Annotated in this window: 18 protein-coding genes; 10 read left to right on the top strand and 8 right to left on the bottom strand. The window is 55.3% G+C overall.

Annotated elements, in window-relative coordinates; translation table 11 throughout:
• Window positions 1–78: 78 nt before the first annotated feature.
• The 3 genes from FS819_RS09755 to FS819_RS09765 form a co-directional block, all read right to left on the bottom strand.
• Window positions 79–795, bottom strand: a complete 717-nt coding sequence (locus FS819_RS09755; protein ID WP_180574309.1) for an AAA family ATPase — start codon at window positions 793–795, stop codon at window positions 79–81.
• A gap of 176 nt (window positions 796–971) precedes the next feature.
• The gene (locus FS819_RS09760; protein ID WP_060717665.1) at window positions 972–2,117 is read right to left on the bottom strand and encodes an iron-containing alcohol dehydrogenase; all 1,146 of its coding nucleotides are present in this window, start codon (window positions 2,115–2,117) and stop codon (window positions 972–974) included.
• Window positions 2,118–2,436: 319 nt separating this feature from the next.
• Window positions 2,437–4,008 carry an amino acid permease gene (locus FS819_RS09765; RefSeq protein WP_156546441.1) on the bottom strand — a complete coding sequence of 524 codons (1,572 nt, stop codon included), beginning with the start codon at window positions 4,006–4,008 and terminating at the stop codon, window positions 2,437–2,439.
• A gap of 911 nt (window positions 4,009–4,919) precedes the next feature.
• On the opposite strand from FS819_RS09765, the gene FS819_RS09770 reads away from it, so the two are divergent.
• The 6 genes from FS819_RS09770 to FS819_RS09795 all read left to right on the top strand — a co-directional run bounded on the left by FS819_RS09770 (window position 4,920) and on the right by FS819_RS09795 (window position 11,878).
• Window positions 4,920–5,978 carry an ABC transporter substrate-binding protein gene (locus FS819_RS09770; RefSeq protein ID WP_070164567.1) on the top strand — a complete coding sequence of 353 codons (1,059 nt, stop codon included), beginning with the start codon at window positions 4,920–4,922 and terminating at the stop codon, window positions 5,976–5,978.
• A gap of 240 nt (window positions 5,979–6,218) precedes the next feature.
• Window positions 6,219–7,058 (top strand): ABC transporter permease, encoded by an 840-nt coding sequence (locus tag FS819_RS09775; protein ID WP_060717667.1) that lies wholly within the window; start codon window positions 6,219–6,221, stop codon window positions 7,056–7,058.
• Window positions 7,055–7,906: an ABC transporter permease gene (locus FS819_RS09780; RefSeq protein ID WP_156546445.1), complete on the top strand. Its 852-nt coding sequence runs from the start codon at window positions 7,055–7,057 to the stop codon at window positions 7,904–7,906. Before FS819_RS09775 ends, FS819_RS09780 begins: the two co-directional genes overlap by 4 nt.
• The gene (locus tag FS819_RS09785; protein WP_156546447.1) at window positions 7,903–8,961 is read left to right on the top strand and encodes an ABC transporter ATP-binding protein; all 1,059 of its coding nucleotides are present in this window, start codon (window positions 7,903–7,905) and stop codon (window positions 8,959–8,961) included. The genes FS819_RS09780 and FS819_RS09785 overlap by 4 nt, the downstream gene beginning before the upstream one ends.
• A 139-nt stretch (window positions 8,962–9,100) precedes the next feature.
• The gene (locus FS819_RS09790) at window positions 9,101–10,828 is read left to right on the top strand and encodes a methyl-accepting chemotaxis protein (RefSeq protein WP_156546449.1); all 1,728 of its coding nucleotides are present in this window, start codon (window positions 9,101–9,103) and stop codon (window positions 10,826–10,828) included.
• 156 nt (window positions 10,829–10,984) lie between these two features.
• Window positions 10,985–11,878, top strand: a complete 894-nt coding sequence (locus FS819_RS09795; protein ID WP_156546451.1) for a protein phosphatase 2C domain-containing protein — start codon at window positions 10,985–10,987, stop codon at window positions 11,876–11,878.
• Window positions 11,879–11,886: 8 nt separating this feature from the next.
• Here FS819_RS09795 and hisC read toward each other — a convergent pair whose 3' ends face one another.
• On the bottom strand, window positions 11,887–12,939 hold the full coding sequence (gene hisC / locus FS819_RS09800; protein WP_156546453.1) for a histidinol-phosphate transaminase: 1,053 nt from the start codon (window positions 12,937–12,939) through the stop codon (window positions 11,887–11,889).
• A gap of 310 nt (window positions 12,940–13,249) precedes the next feature.
• Here hisC and FS819_RS09805 point away from each other — a divergent pair, with 310 nt between their 5' ends.
• The 3 genes from FS819_RS09805 to FS819_RS09815 all read left to right on the top strand — a co-directional run bounded on the left by FS819_RS09805 (window position 13,250) and on the right by FS819_RS09815 (window position 16,223).
• Entirely contained in the window at window positions 13,250–13,993 is a 744-nt protein-coding gene (locus FS819_RS09805; protein ID WP_197434011.1) for a helix-turn-helix transcriptional regulator, read from the top strand.
• A gap of 316 nt (window positions 13,994–14,309) precedes the next feature.
• Window positions 14,310–14,714: a helix-turn-helix domain-containing protein gene (locus FS819_RS09810; RefSeq protein WP_156546457.1), complete on the top strand. Its 405-nt coding sequence runs from the start codon at window positions 14,310–14,312 to the stop codon at window positions 14,712–14,714.
• Between the two features lie 339 nt (window positions 14,715–15,053).
• Window positions 15,054–16,223 (top strand): acyltransferase family protein, encoded by a 1,170-nt coding sequence (locus FS819_RS09815; protein ID WP_156546459.1) that lies wholly within the window; start codon window positions 15,054–15,056, stop codon window positions 16,221–16,223.
• A gap of 43 nt (window positions 16,224–16,266) precedes the next feature.
• Here the strand turns inward: FS819_RS09815 and FS819_RS09820 are convergent, their stop codons facing one another.
• Both FS819_RS09820 and FS819_RS09825 read right to left on the bottom strand, forming a co-directional pair.
• Complete coding sequence (locus FS819_RS09820) at window positions 16,267–16,746, bottom strand: GNAT family N-acetyltransferase (RefSeq protein ID WP_156546461.1); 480 nt, start codon at window positions 16,744–16,746, stop codon at window positions 16,267–16,269.
• A gap of 83 nt (window positions 16,747–16,829) precedes the next feature.
• Entirely contained in the window at window positions 16,830–17,195 is a 366-nt protein-coding gene (locus FS819_RS09825; protein ID WP_156546463.1) for a MerR family transcriptional regulator, read from the bottom strand.
• Between the two features lie 42 nt (window positions 17,196–17,237).
• Between FS819_RS09825 and FS819_RS09830 the strand changes: the two genes are divergently transcribed.
• On the top strand, window positions 17,238–18,089 hold the full coding sequence (locus tag FS819_RS09830) for an aminotransferase class IV family protein (protein WP_156546465.1): 852 nt from the start codon (window positions 17,238–17,240) through the stop codon (window positions 18,087–18,089).
• 108 nt (window positions 18,090–18,197) lie between these two features.
• Here FS819_RS09830 and FS819_RS09835 read toward each other — a convergent pair whose 3' ends face one another.
• Window positions 18,198–18,770, bottom strand: coding sequence for a hypothetical protein (locus tag FS819_RS09835; protein WP_156546467.1), 573 nt, complete (start codon window positions 18,768–18,770; stop codon window positions 18,198–18,200).
• A gap of 79 nt (window positions 18,771–18,849) precedes the next feature.
• Complete coding sequence (metH, locus tag FS819_RS09840; RefSeq protein WP_156546469.1) at window positions 18,850–22,623, bottom strand: methionine synthase; 3,774 nt, start codon at window positions 22,621–22,623, stop codon at window positions 18,850–18,852.
• Between the last annotated feature and the right edge of the window lie 34 nt (window positions 22,624–22,657).

The raw sequence follows: 22,657 nt of genomic DNA on the forward strand, positions 1-22,657 counted from the left end.
CAATCTTAAGCACATAAAAACGCCCCGCCAACGGTTGTCGTAGCGGGGCATTTTTTTGCTTATACCAATGTACAAATCTCAGGCGGCGTCGCCGATCAGTCGCAAAAGGCGCGGGCGTAGGCTGCGCACCACTTTGACCGGCAGCAGATGCACGACTTCCGCAGCAAAGGCGCGTGAATTTTCCTGGGCCTTATCCAGATTGCTGACCTTGGCCGGGTCCATCGAATAGACCGTGCCACCGGTTTCAAAAATATCACGGAAGGCGTTGCGCTCGGCAATCGGCGTATTGATGACATTCACCCCACGCGCCGCCAGCAGGCCCTTGATGGCGAGAAGCGCTCGTGTGGTGACCATCGAGGCGACCCGCGTCAAAACCACTGAATGTGGGATGACCAGATTGCCGGCTATCCGCATCTGCTCAATCAGGTCGAGGATCTGGGCGGCACCCTTGGCGTCCATGGCACAGCCCTGGACAGGGATCATCACATGGTCGGAAAGTCCGATCGCCATGGTAACGATGGCGTCCCGCGCACCGGCAAGATCGATAATAACGTAATCGGCAGTTTTGCGGCCTTCCCGGATATGGCCCTGCAATGACCCAACGCTGACTTCGGAAATGACTTCGATATTGTGCTGCAACCCGGCGGCTTCCGACCATTGGGTAATCCAGCGTTGCGGATCGGCATCGAGAATACAGATCCGGTAGCCCTGATGGGCAAGTTCTGTGGCAAGCAGCAGCGCCGCTGTGGTTTTACCTGCGCCGCCCTTGGCATTGGCAAATGAGATGACTGGCATTGGTGTCCTCGATGCTATGATTGAGCCACTCATCGCTCTAACAGGCACCCGGCTATTCATGGCGCCCGGTTAATACATCCTTGCTAAAAATGGTTAATAAATAGCAAATGACATATATCAGTTCTTGTGAATGAAATTCTAGGTTACCTTGCTTGCCGTAAGCTGGAGCCAGATTTTCAAAAACATTCCGCCAGCAATGCGGTGGTATTTTCCAAAGTCATCTTGACGGGATTGCTCGCGGCACTTGCATCGCGGATCGCCATGGCGGCCAGGTCGTCCAGCCGGTCACCCGGCACGCCAAGCTCGCTCAGATTATGCGGAATGGCGAGATCATCACGAAACACCATCAGAAAATCATGGAAGCCATCAAAGCCGCCCTGGATTTCCAGATAGCCCGCCAGTTTCTCGATCTTGCGCTCTATCGCCTTGCGGTTGAAAGACACCACCATTGGCATCAGCACCGCATTGGTTGTGCCATGATGGGTATTATAGACCGCGCCGATCGGGTGCGACAGCGCGTGAATGGCCCCCAGCCCTTTTTGCAGGGCAATCGACCCCATGACCGCCGCCGACATCATGTTGAGCCGGGCTTCCAGATCCACCGGATCACGATAGGCTTTGGGCAGAAACTCCTTGACCAAACGCATCCCCTCGATGGCGATACCCTGGCCGAGTGGATGGTAGACCGGTGAACAATAGGCCTCCAGGCAATGAGCAAAGGCATCCATGCCGGTGCCAGCCGTGATGGACTTTGGCATGCCGACCGTCAGTTCCGGGTCGCAAATGACGATTGCCGGAAGCATTTTCGGATGAAAGATCGCGGTCTTGACGCGGGTGACGGTATTAGTGATCACGCAGGTGCGTCCCACTTCGGCACCGGTCCCTGCGGTGGTCGGCACCGTCACAACTGGCAGAATTGCCGCCTCGTCGGCGTCGCGCCAGCCTTCGGTGCCAGCGGCGAAATCCCAGACAGACCGGGTTTGGCCAGCCATAAAAGCCACGCATTTACCCAGATCGATCCCCGATCCACCGCCAAAGGCGACAACGCCGTCATGACCGCCTTGCCGAAACGCCACTAGACCGGCTTCCAGATTAAGCTCCGTCGGATTGGGCTCGACATCGGCAAACAGCGCGTAGTCAAGCCCAGCATCACTCAACGTTTCCTGCGCCACCCTGGTAATCGCCAGCGAGGCCAGTCCGCGGTCGGTTACCAGCAGCGGATTGCGCATACCAAGAGATTTGCAGGCATCGCCGAGTTCCTCTATTCGCCCGCGCCCAACCCTGATGTCGGTCGGATAACTCCAATTCGCATAGGTTTTCATGGTCGCATCACTCCTTCCACCGGAGGATCGAAGAGGGGATCGGAAAAGGTAAAAAAGGAACAGCTAGGTCAATGACGCGCCTTGCGTCTGACCACAGTGTAAACCTCAGAAAATTTGAACCTCCCGAATGCGGGCTTTCCTCCTCACCCACACCAGCCATGGTAGGGTATCTAATATAAATAACTACTAATCAAAAAGGGAAAATCGGTGGCTTCGCCACCACAATTTCAAATTTCAAAAGAAAATAGCCTCACACGTTTATTTAGATAAAGAGAGGTCGCCGATCCAGGCGACCCCTCTTCGTATCAGGTCAGGCTATTCAGGCTTGGCCGACAGCCTTTTCCGCAGCAGCAATTTCCGCCTGCCGCTTTGCCACTTCATCGCCAATCGGCGGGCCTTTGAAGCGACGCTGCTCGAACAGAACCCAGATCAGCGCCGTCAGCGCCAGGAAACCGACAGTGATATACAGCGCCCACTGGTTGGGCGGCTGTACACCAATGATGAAGATGGCAACCATGGCCAGGATGACCAGCAAACCGACAAACCTGTAAGCGCCGATCCCCATGTTCCACGGCCCCATTTTCGGCCATTTCGCCGTACCGATCACCTTCATGCCGAGCACGATCGGAATGGCGAAGGACAGGAACAGGAAGATCACCGTGCAGGAGACGACAATCGTATAGGCCGAGGCTCCGGCAATGGTGACGAGCGAAGCGCCCCAGACGAACAGCACCGACAGCACAGCCCCAACCCAGATGGCTGTCGCCGGAGTACGGAACCTTGGGCTGACGCTGGACAGTGCCTTGGAGGCAGGCAGGCCGCCATCGCGCGAAAAGGCATAGATCATTCGTGATACCGAAGTGACCGTTGCCAGACCGCAGATGAATTGCGCAACGAAAATCGCAAGATAGAGAATATTGGCGACAACCGGGTGGGTGACGCTGTTCAGCGTCCAGAAGAACACGTTCCAGCCCTGGGCTGCCGCTTCATTCATGTCAGGAATAGCCAGGAGGAAGGCCAGCAACATGATGTAGCCGAACAGCGACGCCCAGAAGACCGAGGAAATAATCCCCTTCGGCACCGATTCCGACGCCTTGATGGTTTCCTCCGACGTATGGGCAGAAGCGTCATAGCCGGTGATCGTGTAGATCGGCAAAAGCAGGCTGAGAGCAAAAATATACCAGACACTGCCGGTTTGCGGCCAGACTGGCGCATCGCCAGCAGGCGTGCCGGAATAATTGGTGAAGGTCCAGATGCGAGAGAAATCCCAGGTTTTCACGCCGATCAGGCAGACGATTGTCAAGGCGATGGCGGTGATGAAGATCAGATAACCCGAGAGATCCGTCAGCTTGGCGGTCAGCTTGATGCCAAGATGGTTGATCAGCGCCTGCACCGCCGTAATCGCGGCCACAAACAAGATCTGGTTGGCAAAGCCGCCCGCCGTCGTCGTATCGACATTGATGCCGAACCAGCCGGCAATCGAGCCAGCGAAAAAGCCCCAGGTGCCGACATTGATGGCACCGAGCACCGTGACCAGGCCGATCAGGTTAAACCAGGCCGTCACCCAGCCGGTAAAGCGATTACCAAGGATCGAGCCCCAGTGATAAAGCCCGCCAGCGGTGGGATAGGCCGAGGCAATCTGCGCCATGCCGAGCGCGAAGACGCCGGAAATGAGGCAACCCAGCGGCCAGCCGATGCCGATGGCCGCCCCGCCAGCCCCGGATGTCGCCTGGGCCAGCGAATTGATGCCGCCGGACAGAATACAAATGATCGAGAAGGAAATCGCAAAGTTCGAGAACGAACTCATGCGCCGCTCCAACTCCTGCGCATAGCCCATGGAATGGAGGATATGCAGGTCTTCCTGCTTATCGACGTCGCTATAACCGGTCATGATGACCCCCAGTTAAGCCAAGGCAAAACACCTCGGCAGCCTCTGCCTTTCGGTTTGCCGGTTGTTACCGTTGCAAACCGCACGCAGTCTTCGCTGCTCCCTTTGGATCTTGTTATTTTGAGCCGGACCGGCATATCCGGATGGCTTGGAGACCCGTCACGATCCTGTGATACAGGCCCCTGTTTTCAGTCTTTGTCTAAAATCAATTTCAGTCGAGAAAAAATCAATCTCCAGCTTTTCAAATGCCCATGCAATTCACATGCCTGTTCGCGCCATTCCCCAGCCTGCAACCGTCGTAACAACAGAGAATGCTGGAAAAGCGCCTCGTGGATCCCCAGTATTCGCACAGGCACAGAGGCGCGGATGACAAAGCGCGCCCAGTGGGCATGCCTGCACGACAAAGCCATAGGACTGAATTTTCGAAACAAAGAACTTATTTTCTTTTTCAAATCAGGGAACTAAGCGCCAATTCCCCGATATCCCCTTAGGCTGAACAGGGAAAAGTCATTTTTTCCGGTTGGGGCAGATTGACTCGGTGACCCTCTGTCGTCTTATCTTTGCGCAATAAACCGGCAAAGACCGGAGGGGAACAATCGACGCTTGCAGATACCTGTCATCTCAGCAGCAGCGCGCGCAAAATCCAGGGTCATGGCTTTTACCTGCTCGGCCGGGTCATCCGTGCTATCAGCGATACCGCAGATTGTCTCCAAGAATACCGTTGCAGAAATACTTGCAGATATGGCCGTTATAGCAGTGCTCACCCACCCTATCCGTCACATAACTATCATCTGCGCCCCCTATGCAGTCGCTCGGCTTACCGCAGACAATTTTGCAGATCGAAGATTTGCAGATCCACAAGGAGGACACACGTGAACATCCGTTTGCACCGCATTCTTTCCCTCTCGACCGCCATGGTCGTCGCATCGGCCGCCTATGCGAGCGCCGAGCCAAGCGCCGAGCTGATCGCAGCTGCCAAAAAAGAAGGCATGCTGACCACCATCGCCCTGCCCCATGACTGGTGCGGCTATGGCGACGTGATCGCCGGTTTCAAGAAAAAATATCCTGAAATCAAGGTCAACGAGCTGAACCCGAATGCGGGCTCCGGCGACGAAATCGAAGCGATCAAGGCCAATAAGGGCAATACCGGCCCACAGGCTCCCGATGTCATCGATGTCGGTCTGTCCTTCGGTCCTGCCGCCAAGAAAGATGGTCTCGTTCAGCCTTACAAGGTCTCCACCTGGGATTCGATCCCGGCTTCGGCCAAGGATGCAGACGGCTATTGGTATGGCGATTATTACGGTGTTCTGGCCATCGGCGTGAACAAGGATATCGTCAAGGACGTGCCGAAGAGCTTTGCCGACCTGACCGCTTCCAAATATGCCAATTCCGTTGCCATGCCTGGCGATCCACGCACCGGCAACAGCTCGATGATGACGGTATATGCCGCTGGCGCCGCGCAGTCCGGCAAGGCTGGTGCCGATGCCGCCAAGGCCGGGATCGAGTTCATGAAGTCGCTCAAGGAAAAGGGCAATCTCGTGCCGGTCAACGGTTCGGCCCAGAACATGGCGCAGGGTACCACGCCGATCCTGTTCGACTGGGACTATAACGTGCTCGCCATGCGCGACAAGCTGGCTGGCAACCCGCCGATGGACGTTGTCGTTCCCTCGGATTCGGTCATCGCCGGCGTTTACGTTCAGGCGATTTCGGCCTTCGCACCGCATCCGAATGCTGCCAAGCTGTGGATGGAATACCTCTATTCCGACGAAGGTCAGCTCGGCTGGCTGGCTGGCTATTGCCACCCGATCCGCTTCAACGATCTGGCTGAAAAGAAGAAGATTCCGCAGGCCCTGCTCGACAAGATGCCGGATGCCGCAGGCTATGCCAAGGCGCTCTTCCCGACGCTGGACGAACAGTCTGCTGCCAAGGCCGTCGTTGCCGCCGATTGGGCAAAGCAGATGGGCGCACAATAAGTTAGTGCCAGTGCTGAAATTTCACTCCACCTTTGCGCAGGCCGGTTTTTACCGGCCTGCGTGCCTAATTTGAAGGGAAAAAGTGGCATGACCGTTGCGGAGACCGAGCTTCATTCGCCAGCCAGTGCATCCGTGCCAAATTCATCCAGGCCCAGTGCACCGACGCTCAACGCCCCCCTGCCCAGCCTTTCCATAGTCGAAGGCTCCAGACCGCAACCAGCACCTCGCTCCAAAAGCCGTATGAACTGGGATTGGCTGGGTGTGCTGCCGTTTTTCCTGTTTGCCATTCTGTTTCTGATCGGCCCGATCCTGTATCTGGTCAAAGGCTCTTTCCAGAATCCTGCCGGTGATTTCACGCTGGAGAATTTCATCAGCCTGGCCACCCCCAATATCATGGCCGCCTATTCCCTGTCGCTGCGCCTGAGCCTGGCCGCAGCCTGTCTTGGCGCCATCGCCGGTCTTCTGGTGGGCTATGCCATTATTCTCGGTGGCCTGCCGCGCTGGGTGCGCACGGCCTTCATGACATTTTCGGGTGTCGCCTCGAATTTTGCCGGTATTCCGCTGGCCTTTGCCTTCATCGCCACGCTCGGCCGACTGGGTCTGGTCACGGTTCTGTTGCGAGACATGTTCGGCTTCAATCTCTATGGCACGGGCTTCAGCCTGTTCTCCTTCTGGGGCCTGGCGATAACCTACCTTTATTTCCAGTTGCCGCTGATGGTCCTGATCATCACCCCCGCTCTCGACGGGTTGAAGGGCGAATGGCGCGAAGCGGCGGAAATTCTCGGCGCCACCCGCCGCCAATATTGGCAAATGGTCGCCCTGCCGGTGCTGACCCCCTCCATTCTCGGCTGTTTCCTGCTGCTGTTTGCCAATGCCTTCGGCACGCTGGTCACCGTTTATGCCCTGACCGGCTCGAGCTTCGGCGTTGTGCCAATCGTGCTTTACCAGCAGATTCAAGGCAATGTGCTGTACAATCCCAATCTCGGCTATGCGCTGGCGGTTGGCATGGTGGCCATCATGGCCGTCACCAACACCCTCTATCTTATCCTGCGCAGCCGCGCCGAACGGTGGCAAAAATGAAAAAGCCCTTCCCGCTGGTCTCGACCGTCATCGTCCTTGTCGCCGCCGCCTATTTCCTCGTTCCGCTGTATGCGACCTTCCAGTTTTCCCTGCAAATGCTGCGGGGCCAGTGGAGCTTTGCCGCTTACCGTTCGGTGTTTTCCAGCGACGAGTTTCTGTCTACCCTCGGCTATTCAGCCTTTGCCTCACTGATGGCGATCGTGGTCGGTGCCGTCATCGTCGTGCCCACTGCCTATTGGGTACGGCTGCGGCTGCCGAAACTGCGGCCAATCGTCGAGTTCGTCAGCCTCCTGCCGCTGATCATTCCGCCCGTTGTGCTGGTGTTCGGTTATATCCGGTTGTTCGGCTCCAATTCCTATCTGCCGCTCACCATGTCGGAAAACGGCACCAATATCCTGCTGGTGATTGGCTACGTCACATTGTCCTTGCCCTATATGTTTCGGGCCGTGGACAATGGCATGGCCGCCATCGATATCACCATCCTGACGGAAGCCGCCGAAAGCCTCGGCGCATCGCGGCTGCGCACCATCGCCGAGGTGATTTTTCCCAATGTCCGCTCGGCCATTGTCTCCGGCGCCTTTTTGACCTTTTCGATTTCGCTGGGTGAATTCGTCTTTGCCAGCCTGCTCAATCGCCCGGCCTTCGGCCCTTATATGGTCAAGATCGGCCAGGATCGTGCTTATGAGCCCGCAGCGCTGGCTATTCTGTCCTTTGCGCTGACCTGGGGCTGCATGGTCCTCATGCAAGTATTCGCCAATAAAAAACCCGGACAGCGCTGGTTGCCACGCCGTATCGCACGTCAGGCCCCGCTGTCCTCTTCCATGCCCCCAAGGAGTGCAACCCGATGAGTTTCCTCAGGATCGAAGCGGTCAGCAAGAGTTTCGCGGCCAATACCGTCGTCAAGGAATTCGATTTGCCGGTGAATAAAGGGGAGTTCATCTCTTTCCTGGGGCCGTCCGGCTGCGGCAAGACAACCGTTCTGCGCATGGTGGCCGGGTTTGAAACGCCCTCCTCCGGCTCGATTGTCATCGATGGGCAGGACGTGACGAAACTGCCGCCCAATCGACGCCGGATCGGCATGGTCTTCCAGGCCTACGCACTGTTTCCAAATATGAATGTGTTCGACAACGTCGCCTTCGGCCTGAAGATCGCCAAGAAGCCCAAGACGGAAATTCACAGCCGGGTGATGGAAATGCTGAAGCTGATCCATCTCGATCATCTGGCCGAGCGCTATCCCTACCAGATGTCCGGCGGCCAACAGCAGCGCGTGGCGCTGGCCCGGGCGCTAGCGCCAAAGCCGCAGGTTTTGCTGCTCGATGAGCCGCTGTCCGCGCTGGATGCCAAGATCCGCGTATCGCTGCGCGAGGAAATCCGCCAGATCCAGCGCCAGCTTGGCATTACCACCGTGTTCGTCACCCATGACCAGGAGGAGGCGCTGTCGATTTCCGACCGGATCGTGGTGATGAACGGCGGGCGCGCCGACCAGATCGGCACGCCTTCGGAAATCTACAACCATCCCCAGACCCGTTTCGTCGCCTCCTTCGTCGGCACGCTCAACCTGATCGACGCAAAGGTGACGGATACATCCACCAATACGATCCTGATCGGCGACCAGCAGGTGAGCCTGAAAAAGCCGCTGGGCAAGGCCAATGGCGAAACCGTTACTGTGGCGCTGCGCCCGGAAGCGGGATCGCCTTCCGAAGGCGCCAAAGGGGATGTGCGGATCAGCGGCACCGTCACATCAAGCCATTTTCTGGGCTCGGTCATCCGCACCCGGCTGGACGTCGGCGGCGCCACGTTGTCCTTCGACATGTTCAACGATCCTGGTGTCAGGCCTGCCGCAATCGGTGAAACCGTCACCCTGAAATTTGCAGGGGACGACCTGATGGTGGTGGCGGATTGATGACATTTCCGCACCACACCCATAATTGATAGAATTCAAAAACCCACCCGTGAATTGAATTTATATATGCTAATTCATATGTTTACGCATTATCAATAGAAATCGAATATAAAGCCTCATCACGTAGGAGGCATTTTAAATGGGACTGTTGTCGTTTGGCTTCGGTGCAGACAATAAAGGCGTTCTGGAAGCCATCAATCGGTCTCAAGCCATCATTGAATTTGACCTCAATGGCAATATCCTTGATGCGAACGACAATTTCTGCAAGGCGATCGGCTATCAAAAATCGGAAATCGTCGGCAAGCACCACCGGATTTTTGTCGATCCCGAAGACGTCAAAAATCCAGCCTATGCAGAGTTCTGGGCCAAACTCGGCTCCGGCCAGTTCGATCAAGGGCAGTACAAACGATTGACCAAGACCGGGGAATCGATCTGGATCGAAGCCTGTTACAATCCGGTTTTTCGGGGCAAAAAGCCCTACAAGGTCGTGAAAATCGCAACCGACATAACGGCTGCGAAGACCAAGACCATGGACAGTGACGGCAAAATTGATGCGCTGATGCGCTCTCAGGCTGTCATTGAATTCACGCCAACCGGCCAGATTCTCACAGCCAACGAGAATTTCTGCAAAACACTGGGCTATAGCTTAAGCGAAATCGCCGGCAAGCATCATTCGATGTTCTGCGAACCCGCCTATGCTGCCTCGCCTGAATACAAGCAATTCTGGCGCAACCTCGCCGCGGCCGAATATCAGAGCAACGAGTTTCTGCGCATCGGCAAAGGTGGAAAACACGTTCATATTCAAGCCACCTACAATCCAATTTTCGATGAAAAGGGAAAAGTCGTCAAGGTTGTGAAATTCGCAACCGATGTGACTGGCCGCGTCAAAGCCATCGACGCCATCGCGGCCGGTCTGGAACGCCTTTCAAACTGCAATATCCGCATGACAATCGACGAGCCGTTCATCCCGACCTTCGACCACCTGCGCACAAACTTCAACATGTCGATCGGCAAGTTTCAAGAAACGCTGGCACAGGTGTTGACGGAAACGGCGTCCGTGGCCGCCAACAGCCGGGAAGTCCAGGAAAGCTCCACGAGTCTCGCCCAACGCTCTGAACAACAGGCCGCCGCACTTGAGCAAACCTCAGCCGCATTGGAGGACATTACCACCGTCGTTAATCAATCCAGTGCGAGCACCAAGAACACCAGAGATCTGGTGCGTGATGCGCGCCAGGCAGCAACCGAATCCGTGAAAGTCGTTAACTCGACGGTGGACGCGATGAGCCGCATCGAGGGTGCTTCGAAGGAAATCAGCAACATCATCAGCGTCATCGATGAAATCGCCTTCCAGACCAATCTCCTGGCCTTGAACGCGGGCGTGGAGGCCGCCCGTGCAGGCGAAAGCGGCAAGGGCTTTGCTGTCGTGGCACAAGAAGTGCGCGAACTGGCCCAGCGTTCCGCCAAGGCCGCCAAGGAAATCTCGGAACTGATCGGCAAATCCAGCAATGAAGTAAAAGACGGTGTGCGTTTGGTCGGGGAAACAGGCAGTGCTCTGAACCGGATCGAATCTTTCGTTCAATCCATCGATGACAATATCGAGGCCATTGCTACAGCCGCGATAAAGCAGTCCACCAGCCTTGGCGAAATCAGTTCCGCAGTGAACGCGCTGGATCAGATGACGCAAAAGAACGCCGGCATGGTCAATACGATCAACACTATCAGCGACGCGCTTTCCAGCGGCGCTGCCAAGCTGACAGAACTGGCCAACCGGTTCCAACTGAACAGGCGATCCGCGATCCGCGAGCCGGGAAGCTCCGCAGCGATGCGCGGCAGCGACAGACGGCAAAGCAACCGCACGGCAGCCTGACCGAATGACCTTTGAGGCACCCCACCACCTTTAAGCAACACATTGGCGAAAACATCGGCGGTGTGTTTCGTTTTCAGCATTTTTATTTTGCGGTCCTTGAGGCGATAGGCCAATTTTCGCGCATCTTCAAAGCTGCGGCTTAACGAAAGAGTGCCTATGTCTGCCACGCCAGCCTTGACCACCCCTGCCCTGGCCATCATCGACACGATCAGCGATCCGGGAAAAAGCGACCGGAGCAACGAGGACAGGCTGGGGTATAATGAGCAAGCCGCTTTCGTGCTCGACGGCGCAACCGGGCTGGGCGACGTCCAATTCATGGATGGCTACGGTTCCGATGCCGCCTGGATTGCCCATTTTGCTGCAAAGCGACTGACCACGGAACTGACCTGCGACACCAATGTCACCGAGGTGATCCGCGCCATCGCTTTCGACGCCCATGAGCTTTTTACCGCAGCCGCAGGCGACCAGCCGCGTTATGCCTGGCCGCTGGCGGCCCTGGCCGCCCTGCGGGTCACGCCGGATGGCGCAGAATTCATTGGCCTTGGCGATAGCGTTCTTTACCTTCTGCATGACGATGGCCGGGTGGAAACCCACATGGCGCTGCCTGACGCATTTGAGCGTGAGCAGCAAGCCGCCCGCGCCCATGTGGAGCGCGCGGGCGGCATCGGTGCAAGCGGCATGGCCCACACAAGCGACACCGAAACATTGGAAAATTTACGCAGCAAACGCGAACAGCAAAACACGCCCGGCGGCAGTGTCTGGTCTCTGGGACTCATACCCGATACCGCCGACCACCTGGTTCGCACAGTCCTGACCGTCGAGGCGGGCGCCACGGCGCTGATCTGCTCGGATGGACTGGCCGATCTCGTCAGCCTCTACCAGGCCTATGATCCTGCCGGTCTGGTCAAACGGGCCGCAACCGCCGGATTGAAAGCCCTAGTCACCGAATTACGGCATCTGGAACGCGAGGTCGATCCCGACGGACTACAATTTCCGCGCTTCAAGCAAAGCGACGACACGACGGCGATCCTCTGCCGGATCGATCGTTAACTCCTGCCTCATATCTCGCTCAGAGCCTCCAGCAGCCGGTCGCATTCGGCATCCGTGCCGATGCTGATGCGTAGAAAATCACCGATCCGTGGCTTTTGAAAATTGCGCACCAGCACGGATTTTTGTCGCAGCGCCAATGTAAGATCCGCACCACTCCGGTCCGAATGCCGGGCAAACACAAAATTGGCTGAGGATGGCAGGACCTCGAAACCCAACTCCTGAAGACCGAGGGAGAGACGCTCCCGGCTGGCGACAACCAGATCGCGGTGACGCTCGAACCATTCCCGGTCTTCCCAGGAGGCAACGGCACCTGCGAGCGCCAGCCGATCAAGCGGGTAGGAATTGAAACTGTCCTTGACCCGCTCCAAGGCCTCGATCAGCGCCCGTTGCCCAACAGCAAAGCCAACCCGCAATCCGGCAAGGCCCCGCGATTTAGAAAAAGTCTGAACCACAAGCAGGTTCGGATAGGTTTTGACCAGCGGAATGGCACTGTCCGCACCGAAATCCACATAGGCCTCATCAATCACCACCACCTGATCGGGATGGTCACGCACGAGAGTTTCAATCTCCGAAAGCGACAGGGCAATACCCGTCGGTGCATTGGGATTGGGCAGGATGATCGCACCACACGGCTGCCGATAATCCTCAATCCGCACTCGCATGGCATCGTCCAAGGCAACTTCCCGGAAATCAATGCCATAGAGCCGACAATAGGTTGGGTAGAAACTATAGCTGACATCCGGAAACAGCAGCGGCTTATCGTGATTCAACAGGGCCTGAAACGTATGCGCCAAGACCTCATCGGAACCATTACCGACAAACACCTCGCCCGGGTCGAGATTGTGGCTCTTGGCAATCGCATGGCGAAGCGGCAGGCCAGTCGGATCGGGGTAAAGCCGAAGCGTGTCATCCACTGCCTGTCGCATCGCGGTAATCGCATGCGGCGAAGGACCGTAAGGGCTTTCATTGGTGTTCAGCTTGACCAGATCGCTGATGGCGGGTTGTTCGCCCGCCACATAAGGCATCAGGGATCGAACGATCGGGCTCCAGAATCTGCTCATGGAAGTTCTCCACGGATGGGAGGCGGAAAACAAAGGGACGGCAATCAATTTTCATTTTTGATATCTCACCCAGAGATTGGTGCCAAGCCACCGAGATGTTGATGCGTCCTAACCTTTTAAGCCGCGCCGCCGGTTCGAATCCCGCAAGAGAAACACTATTCACCAGGTTCAATGGCGACTGCGCTCACAATCCTAAAGCTTAAGCCAAAATGATCCTCTCTCGCGGGGTTTGACTTTTTTTGATAGTATGTCTTATATAATTTTCATACAAAACAAGTAATATAAAACCCTTTAAAAAATGGGGGTAGCAATGACTAAAGACATGACATCGCCAAACCTTGATAAAACCTTATCATTTCTATCTCAAATAAAGCAAACAGACACAGTAAAAAATATTGTAGATTTAACAAAACATGCGACAAGCCGGTACGGTGTTAAAAATATCGTTCTAGGATTTCCACCAGAAATTGGAATGCTACCCAGCCAGCAAATGCAGGGTATTTTACTTGCAGACTGGCCTGACGAATGGTCGCATCTCTATTTCCGCGACAACCTCGCATTTCAAGACCCTGCCATCCGACACATAGTCAAATCGGAACCCTCCTTCGTCTGGTCGGATTTCTCCAAAACATTACCCATAAGCCGCGACGAAAAATGGCTGATGGATCAGGCCAAGGAGTTTTTCGTCAGCAATGGCTTCACCCTGCCCATTGTATCCTTGGATGGACGCCGCGCTGGCGTCACATTCGCCGGCAGCGACATCGATGATTCTCCGCAGGCAAGAACCGGCATGGCGCTGATCGCGAGCCTCATCTTCGCACGCACGTTGGAACTACATAACGCAGGCCAGAGACAGACAACTCGACTGACCCCGAGGGAAAGGGAAGTCATCGGCTGGATTGCCAATGGCAAAACGGATTGGGAAATCAGCGTGATTTTCGGGGTCTCCGAAAAGGCCGTGACCAAGCATGTCGGCAATATCATGATGAAGCTCGGCGCCGTCAGCAGATCACACGCCATTGCAGAAGCCTTCCGGCAAAAATTGATATGCTGAAGTCTGTCAAGGTGGCTTTTCCTCTACTACGCAGATTTAAAATTTTTTGTAACATTTAAAATTTTCAATACTTAAACCAGAATCTACCGTTCAAATGACTAAAGCGCTGATTAAAAAGATATTTACTTAATATTTTAAAAAAATAAAACCCCGACAATTGATTAGAAAACTCCAAAAATAAACACAATTTACAGTATTACGTCTTAAAATAGGACGAACAGCCGACAATCTTCTCTCATTTTTTGACCGTTGATCATATTGTAAAACACAGAACGAAACATGAGTTAATTTCCGCTGTAGTGTATTGAGATCGCCGATGACATTGCTCAAAAAAACACCTGACGTGCATTATTATAACATCCTGGCGGGAGAACGCTTGAAAAGCGCCCGAAAGAATAAGGGGATGAGCCAATCCGACGTTGCAAGAGAACTGGGCGTGACATTCCAACAGCTGCATAAATATGAAAAGGGCATCAACGGCATGAGCGCCAGCAGACTTGCTGCTGCAGCCACTCTCTTGGGAATGGACCCCGATTTTTCCTACACCGCCGATAGTGCCGTAGCAGCGCCAGAGGATACCTCAAGCGAGCTGACAGATCTGGTGAAAGCGACATCACGTTCAGACGCGCTTGAACTCAACACTTGTTTCGCCAGAATTAAAAACTCCAATACACGCAAAATCATTATTTCCATTATCGAGCAGATTGCATCTGCCCGTTAGAGCTCGTCCGGCAAGGCGGCAAAGTCCGCACACCTCCAAGCTCCTTCAACCGGTCGAATGCCGGGCCTACCTCTCCATAACCCCAATCACCTGCGATAACAGGCCTGAATTTTGATGGCAGTGCCGAGGCCTGAGCATCGTCCATTTTCTGGTCCATCGCTTGGGTGAAGCAGCCCCCTTCCCACGAAAGTGCAGTATCAAAAATTTCAACTAAATATATCGATCAAAATTTGAACAGTATTTTCCTGAATAAGGAAACTAATTGATCAAATAACGAATTAGTTCATATCAGTTTTACAATATAACTAATTCTAGTCTTTTATAATCGAGGTATTTTAGATGAAGTCGATTGGTTCTGTTTTGGATGAACATCGAGGCATCGGTCCAGGATTTGATTTTCTGCGGATTTTCCTGGCAGTCATGGTTTTACTCGACCATTCGTTCCTGATTGCCGAAGGTGAAAAATATCAGTTTTCGCAGCCCGGAATCACGGTACTGCAGGCTGCTATCCTGCCAATGTTTTTTGCGCTCAGCGGCTTTCTGATTACCGGCAGCGCCATCCGCCTTCGCCTGAAGGACTTCCTGCTCAATCGCGGCATCAGGATCGTGCCGGCGCTTGCGGTCGACATTGTGTTCGCTGCACTGATCCTCGGTCCACTGTTTACCACGGTCAGCCTACCGACCTATTTTCAGTCCTATGAGTTCTGGGCCTATTTCGCCAATATATTTGGCGTTATCCACTATGTCCTACCGGGCGTCTTCGAGCAAAATCCGTTTCCATCGACCGTGAATGGCTCTCTCTGGACTGTTCCCTATGAGATCGGTTGCTATGCCATCATGTCAGCGCTGATCATTTTTGGCCTTCTAAAGCGTCCTTTTATGGCACTGGTGGCGACGGCCTGTGTCGCCGTAATCATCATTGCCCTGAAGGTCGAAAACATCAGTCCGTCGAGCATGGGCGGGCTCTTTCCGCCTGAAAGCTCCGGCTACACCCTGCTTAACCACTTTATCGGCCTGCGCGGCCTGATGCTCTATGTCAATTTCATGCTGGGGTCGGTGTTCTTCCTGTTCCGCCGCTTCATTCCGAAACATTGGACGCTGGCGGTTATCTCCTGCATCGTTCCGATTGCAGCCTCTTTCGCGCTTCCAGAGGTCAGCGGCAGCACGCTCTGCACGATTTTTGCGCCGATGCTGGTCTATCTCACCGTCTATGTCGGAATGCTACGCATCCCACCCATTCCGCTTTACCATCGGGGAGACTATTCCTACGGGATCTATCTCTATGGATATCCCTTTCAGCAGGCCCTGGTGAACCTGTTCCCGAAGCTGACATCACCCTGTCTGCACTTTGTCATATCCCTTCCCATCGCAACCGTAATTGCCATGGGGTCGTGGCATTTCATTGAAAAACCGATCCTGCGGCTAAGGAAGAAATTCAGCTTTACGGCACAGAAGGGTGAGGAGAAGGAAGTTTTGCCACAGGCTGCTGCCGTTACACGATCAGCGTGACATAAAAGCATTTTTGCGATCCCCCCATCGCAGAAATGCACCTTCAAACAGGCTGATGCCCATCAACCTCGATACGATACACCTTGCAAATCGTCACTTCTGAAGAGCGATAGGTCCGAAAACCCATTGTCTCATAGTAAGCCAAGCCTGCTTCGTTATCGGCACCGATCGCGGCTTCAATATTATCTAGCGGAAAACTCTTTGCGGCCTGCAAGGTTGCGCGGAACAGGGCCGAGCCAATGCCTCTTCTGGCCGCAAGCGGACTGATATGCGTGCCGATAATGCCCCACCCCACTGGCGTGCCATATGGATTATCCACAGTCGCAAATCGTAACGACTGAAAGCCGAAAATACGGCCATCATCCTGCGCGACTGAGCACTCGATACGGTCCTTGTGCTCAATATAGTTCGCCAGCACCAATTGCGGATCACCAGCACTTTTGCGCAAGCCTGCTGCAAAAATCTCGTTCAGGGCATCACTCATACCTTGCGCATCAAGAGAGGTCGCAGGTCTGATTAACATTGTCTACTCTTCTCCAGTTATCACAGGGACACAACAATACAGCCTTCAACTTACTCGAGCCAAGCTGCCACGACACGGCAATATCAAAGATTTGGGTCCTGCTCATCCAGCGTGGTCAGAAGCTTTGACAGCAATGCGCGGCTTTGCACCAGCTTATCAACACGCTGGTCAACAAGCGCCATATGCTGGCGCAGGATTGACCGAAGCTCGTCGCAAGGCTCAAACTCAGCGCGGGCATCAAGGGCGCATGGCAAAAACTGCAAAATCACAGGAAGCGTCATGCCGGCAGCCCCAAGCAGCTTGATGCGCTCGATAACATTTTTCTCCGCTTGCCCATAGTCGCGATATCCGCTGGCCGTTCGTGTGGGTGTCAACAACCCTTCCGCCTCGTAATAACGCAGCATGCGTATGCTCGTGCCCGTCTGCCGGGCAAATTCGCCAATTCTCATAAATCCTCTTGACCCTGACAGTGCTGTCACAGTGTAGAGCCAATGCTCACCAATGTGAACCCACACAGGAGCAACACCATGTCCGATTGTTTTCCTTGCAAGACCACGCTCAATGGCCACGCCGTATCGGCGGACGATCTCGCCCCACTCGCCTTCTCAGGCTTTGCGCATTTCACCGCCATGCAAGTGCGGCAAGGGCGCGTGCGGGGACTTGACCTGCATCTGGAACGCCTGCGTCTGGCATCTCTTGCAATGTTCGGAATGGCACTGCCCGATGAGCAGGTCCGCGCACATTTGCACGCAGTTCTCGATGGAGCGCCAAATGATCTATCACTCACCGCAACGATATTCTCCCGCAGCGGTGAATTCACAGTTCCTACTGCACCAGACAATCTCGCCATTCTGGTGCGCACAGCCCTCCCCTCGAATGACCCAGCAGGACCTTTGCGCCTGGATGTCGTTCTTCATGAACGCCCTCTCGCCTCGATTAAGCATGTTGGCGAATCTGCCAAAACATATTACCTGCGCAAAGCCGTTGAACGTGGCTTCGATGATGCCGCTTTTCTGGATACAAAAGGTCGGCTGAGTGAGGCAACAATCTGGAATCTGGTGTTTTGGGATGGTGAAGCCATTGTCTGGCCCCGCGCCGATATGTTGCATGGCGTAACAATGGGCATTATTAGCCGTCAGTTGGAAAAACTGGGCATTCCTCAGCGGCAACAGGAGGTCAGGCTGGAAGACCTTAAAAACATGACAAGCGCCGCCCTGATGAATTCATGGACACCCGGCATTGCGATCAGCAGCATAGAGACTACGAATTTCACAGAGACCAGCACGTTAACGGAGCTGCTCCACCGCGCCTACCAAGCCGAGCCTGCAATTTCAATAGGATGAAGAAGACGGAAATAGAGCGGGAGAAAATATCATAGGCTGCAATAAGCAGCCTATGTGGCTCCCATTGACCTACGCCATTGTGCGAGCTTTATATCCAAAATCAGCACCTTAGACGATAACGGATGGAGAGGCACTTTCGCTCGCTCGCTTCATCGCAGCCAATATCCGACCCCGGATAAGGCCGCTCACAGGGCGGATCACATACCAATAGGGTGCAAATTTAAGCCAGCAGGCGCGGTCCGGGCAGAACACACGGGTTTCCGTGACCAGCAGTGTCGTGCCATCCGCTTGGCGGTTCGCCGAAAAAACCAAAACAAGCTTTGCCACGCCTGGCGTATCAAACCGTCGAAACGCGCTTCCATCGTTGATGGGAACAAGACCAAAATCAGGCCGCCAGAACCGGCCAACCAGACCATAGGCCAGTTCGGCACCATCTCGCCGTTCCAGCAGCGTAAAATTGTGCATGCCAAACGGTTGCGGCAATTGGGCCTGCGTCCCCTTGAGAAAACTGGCAAAGCGCGTGGGTAACTCCCGAAGACCAATCATCTTTCGAAAAACCGGGTCAGTTTCCGGTGAATAGTCTGCCGCCGCGCTGATGACGGTATCCGTCGATGCTGAAATCACGCAGGAATGCACTTCCTGAAAGCTAAAGTCTGGAAGATACGTGGCAAGCAGCGTCATCGCCGTTTCCAAGGTAAAAGGTTGCTATGCCACATCATATCGTTTCAATGGAGCATAACAACCGATACGACTTGAGGCGTTACGCCGCAGCATCCTCAGCCACTGCTACCTTCGGCACATAATTCAGCACCGGCCCAAGCCAGCGTTCAATCTCACGCACTTCCATGCCTTTACGAGCAGCATAATCTTCCACCTGATCGCGCTCCACTTTGGCCACGCCAAAATAATAGCTGTCGGGGTGGCCGATATAGATGCCGGAGACGGATGAGCCGGGCCACATGGCGTAGCTTTCGGTCAGCGTTACGCCTGTTGTGGCGGTGGCGTCCAGCAGGTTGAACAGCGTGACCTTTTCGGTGTGGTCGGGCTGGGCGGGATAGCCGGGAGCTGGGCGGATACCGGCGTAGGATTCTGCGATCAGCTCTTCTTGCGCAAAGGTTTCGTCTGCACCGTAACCCCAGAATTCCTTGCGCACGCGCTCATGCATGCGCTCGGCAAAGGCTTCGGCGAAGCGGTCGGCAAGGGCCTTGACCATGATGGAGGAGTAATCGTCGTTGGCACGCTCGAACCGCTCGGCAATTGCCACTTCTTCGATGCCTGCCGTGACCACAAAGCCGCCAACGTAATCTTCCACGCCGCTATCCACAGGGGCGACGAAATCGCTCAAGGCAACATTCGGGCGACCATCGCGCTTGGAAAGCTGCTGGCGGAGCGTGAAGAAGGTGGCGAGGTCTTCTTTGCGGGCATCGTCCGTGAACAGGCGGATATCATCGCCAACGCTGTTGGCAGGCCAGAAGCCGATGACGGCGCGCGGGCGGAACCATGTCTCGTCGATGATCTTGGTCAGCATGGCTTGCGCATCTGCATAAAGCGCGCGGGCGGCTTCGCCCTGCTTTTCGTCTTCCAGAATAGCCGGATAGCGGCCTTTCAGCTCCCATGTCTGGAAGAAAGGTGTCCAGTCGATATATTGCGCCAGTTCCTTGAGGTCGTAATCCTCAAACACCTTGATGCCGGTGAAGCTTGGCTTTTTCGGCTTATAATTGGTCCAATCCACCTTGGCGGCATTGGCGCGGGCGCGGGCAATTGGCAAACGTTGCTTTTCCAGCTCGGCGCGGGCGTGGGCATCGGCCACCTTGGCGTATTCGCCTCGCAGGGTTTCAATGGTAGTGTCGCGGGTATCGGGCGACAGCAAGGACGAGACAACCCCCACGGCGCGGCTGGCATCCAGCACATAGACCGCTTGGCCCTTCTGATATTGCGGATGGATTTTCACCGCCGTATGCACACGGCTGGTGGTGGCCCCACCAATCAGCAGCGGCACATTAAAGCCTTGGCGCTGCATCTCGGCTGCGACATGCACCATTTCATCCAGCGATGGGGTGATCAGGCCGGAAAGGCCAATGATATCGACATTTTCCTTGATCGCCACTTCCAGAATTTTGGCAGCTGGCACCATCACGCCAAGGTCGATGATCTCGTAATTGTTGCAGGCCAAAACCACGCCGACAATGTTTTTGCCAATGTCATGCACGTCGCCCTTCACGGTGGCCATCAGGATTTTGCCTGCGGCCTCGCGCTCGCCCGTGCCGCCATTGGCGCGCTTTTCTTCTTCCATGTAAGGCAGCAGCACGGCCACGGCCTGCTTCATGACGCGGGCGGATTTTACCACCTGCGGCAAGAACATTTTGCCCGCGCCAAACAAATCGCCCACCACATTCATGCCCGCCATCAGCGGACCTTCAATGACGTGCAGAGGCCGCGCCGCATTCTGCCGCGCTTCTTCGGTGTCGGCGTCGATAAATTCGGTAATGCCGTTGACCAAAGCATGCTCTAGCCGCTTCTCCACGGGGAGTTCGCGCCAGGACATATCCTGCACGCGGGCTTTCGCCTCGCCCGTGCCGCGATAGCGCTCGGCGATTTCCAGCAGGCGTTCGGTGCCATCGTCACGGCGGTTCAGCACCACGTCTTCGCAGGCTTCGCGCAGTTCGGCATCAATGCTTTCATACACCGCCAACTGACCAGCGTTGACAATGCCCATGTCCATACCCGCCTGAATGGCGTGGTAGAGGAACACGGCATGCATGGCCTCGCGCACCGGCTCATTGCCGCGGAAGGAGAAGGACAGGTTGGAAACACCGCCGGAAATATGCACCAGCGGCATGCGCTGGCGGATGGTGCGGGTGGCCTCGATGAAATCGACGCCGTAATTGTTGTGCTCTTCAATGCCGGTCGCGACGGCAAACACATTGGGGTCGAAGATAATATCTTCCGGCGCAAAACCGGCTTCTTCGGTGAGGATTTTATAAGCGCGGGAACAGATTTCCACCTTGCGCTCATAGGTATCCGCCTGCCCCTGCTCGTCAAAGGCCATGACAACAACGGCGGCACCGTAATTGCGGATCAATTTAGCATGGGCCACAAAACTCTCCTCGCCTTCCTTCAGCGAGATGGAGTTGACGATGGCCTTGCCCTGCACACACTTCAGGCCGGATTCGATGATCTGGAACTTGGATGAGTCAATCATGACAGGAACGCGGGCGATATCAGGTTCAGCGGCGATCAGGTTGAGAAACTCAACCATGGCCTTTTCCGAATCGATCAGGCCCTCATCCATATTGATGTCGATGATCTGCGCGCCGTTTTCGACCTGATCGCGGGCAACCACCAGCGCTGCATTGAAATCACCAGCGGTGATCAGTTTGCGGAACTTGGCAGAACCCGTGACATTGGTGCGCTCACCCACGTTGACGAATGGAATTTCCTTGGTCAGCTCAAACGGCTCAAGACCAGAGAGCGACATGAACGGGCGATGCTCTGCTGGCTGGCGTGGTGCCTTGCCCTTCACCGCTTCGGCGATGGCCGCAATGTGGGCAGGCGTGGAGCCACAGCAGCCGCCAACCACGTTGACGATGCCTTCCTCGGCAAAGCCTTCCACCAATTTCGCCATATATTCCGGGCTTTGGTCATACTGACCAAATTCATTGGGCAAACCAGCGTTGGGGTAAGCCGAGACGAACGTATCGGCAATGCCGGACAGCTCCTGCAAATGCGGGCGCATGGCATCGGCACCCAGCGCGCAATTCAGGCCAATGGTAAATGGCTTGGCGTGGCGCACAGAGTTCCAGAAAGCCGATGGTGTCTGGCCAGACAGCGTGCGGCCGGAAAGGTCGGTGATCGTGCCTGATATCATCACCGGCAGGCGAATGCTCTTGGCAATGAAGCGCTCCTCGCAGGCAAAAATCGCCGCCTTGGCATTCAGCGTATCAAAGATGGTTTCGATCAAAATGAGATCGGCACCGCCATCAATCAAGCCATCGATCTGTTCGCCATAGGCAAGGCGCAAATCGTCGAAAGAGACAGCGCGGTAGCCGGGATTGTTGACATCGGGTGAAATCGAGGCGGTACGATTGGTCGGGCCAATCGCGCCCGCCACAAAGCGGCGCTTGCCATCTTCGCGCTCGGCCCGAAGGATGGCCCGGCGCACGACCTGCGCCCCATGTTTGTTGAGATCATAGACAGCACCTTCCATCTCGTAATCCGCCTGGGCGATGCGGGTGGATGAGAATGTATTGGTCTCAACAATATCCGCTCCCGCCATGGCGTAGCGAAAATGAATATCTTCAATAGCTTCCGGCTGGGACAGAATCAGAAGGTCGTTATTGCCCTTCTGATGGCAGGCGCAGCCAATGAAGCGCTCGCCGCGAAAGTCATCTTCATCCAGGCCAAGGCCCTGAATTTCCGTGCCCATGGCACCGTCGAGGATCAGAATACGCTCACGCGCCGCCTGTTGCAGAGCTTTGAGAATCTCTGCGCCGTCGCGGTTCGCCCCTTCACGTCCAAACAATTGATCGAGCATGAGCGACTTCCTTCCGTTCCCAGGGTTACGTACC

The sequence above is a fragment of the Allorhizobium sp. Av2 genome (assembly GCF_021462805.2).
GTDB classification, from domain to species: domain Bacteria; phylum Pseudomonadota; class Alphaproteobacteria; order Rhizobiales; family Rhizobiaceae; genus Allorhizobium; species Allorhizobium vitis_G.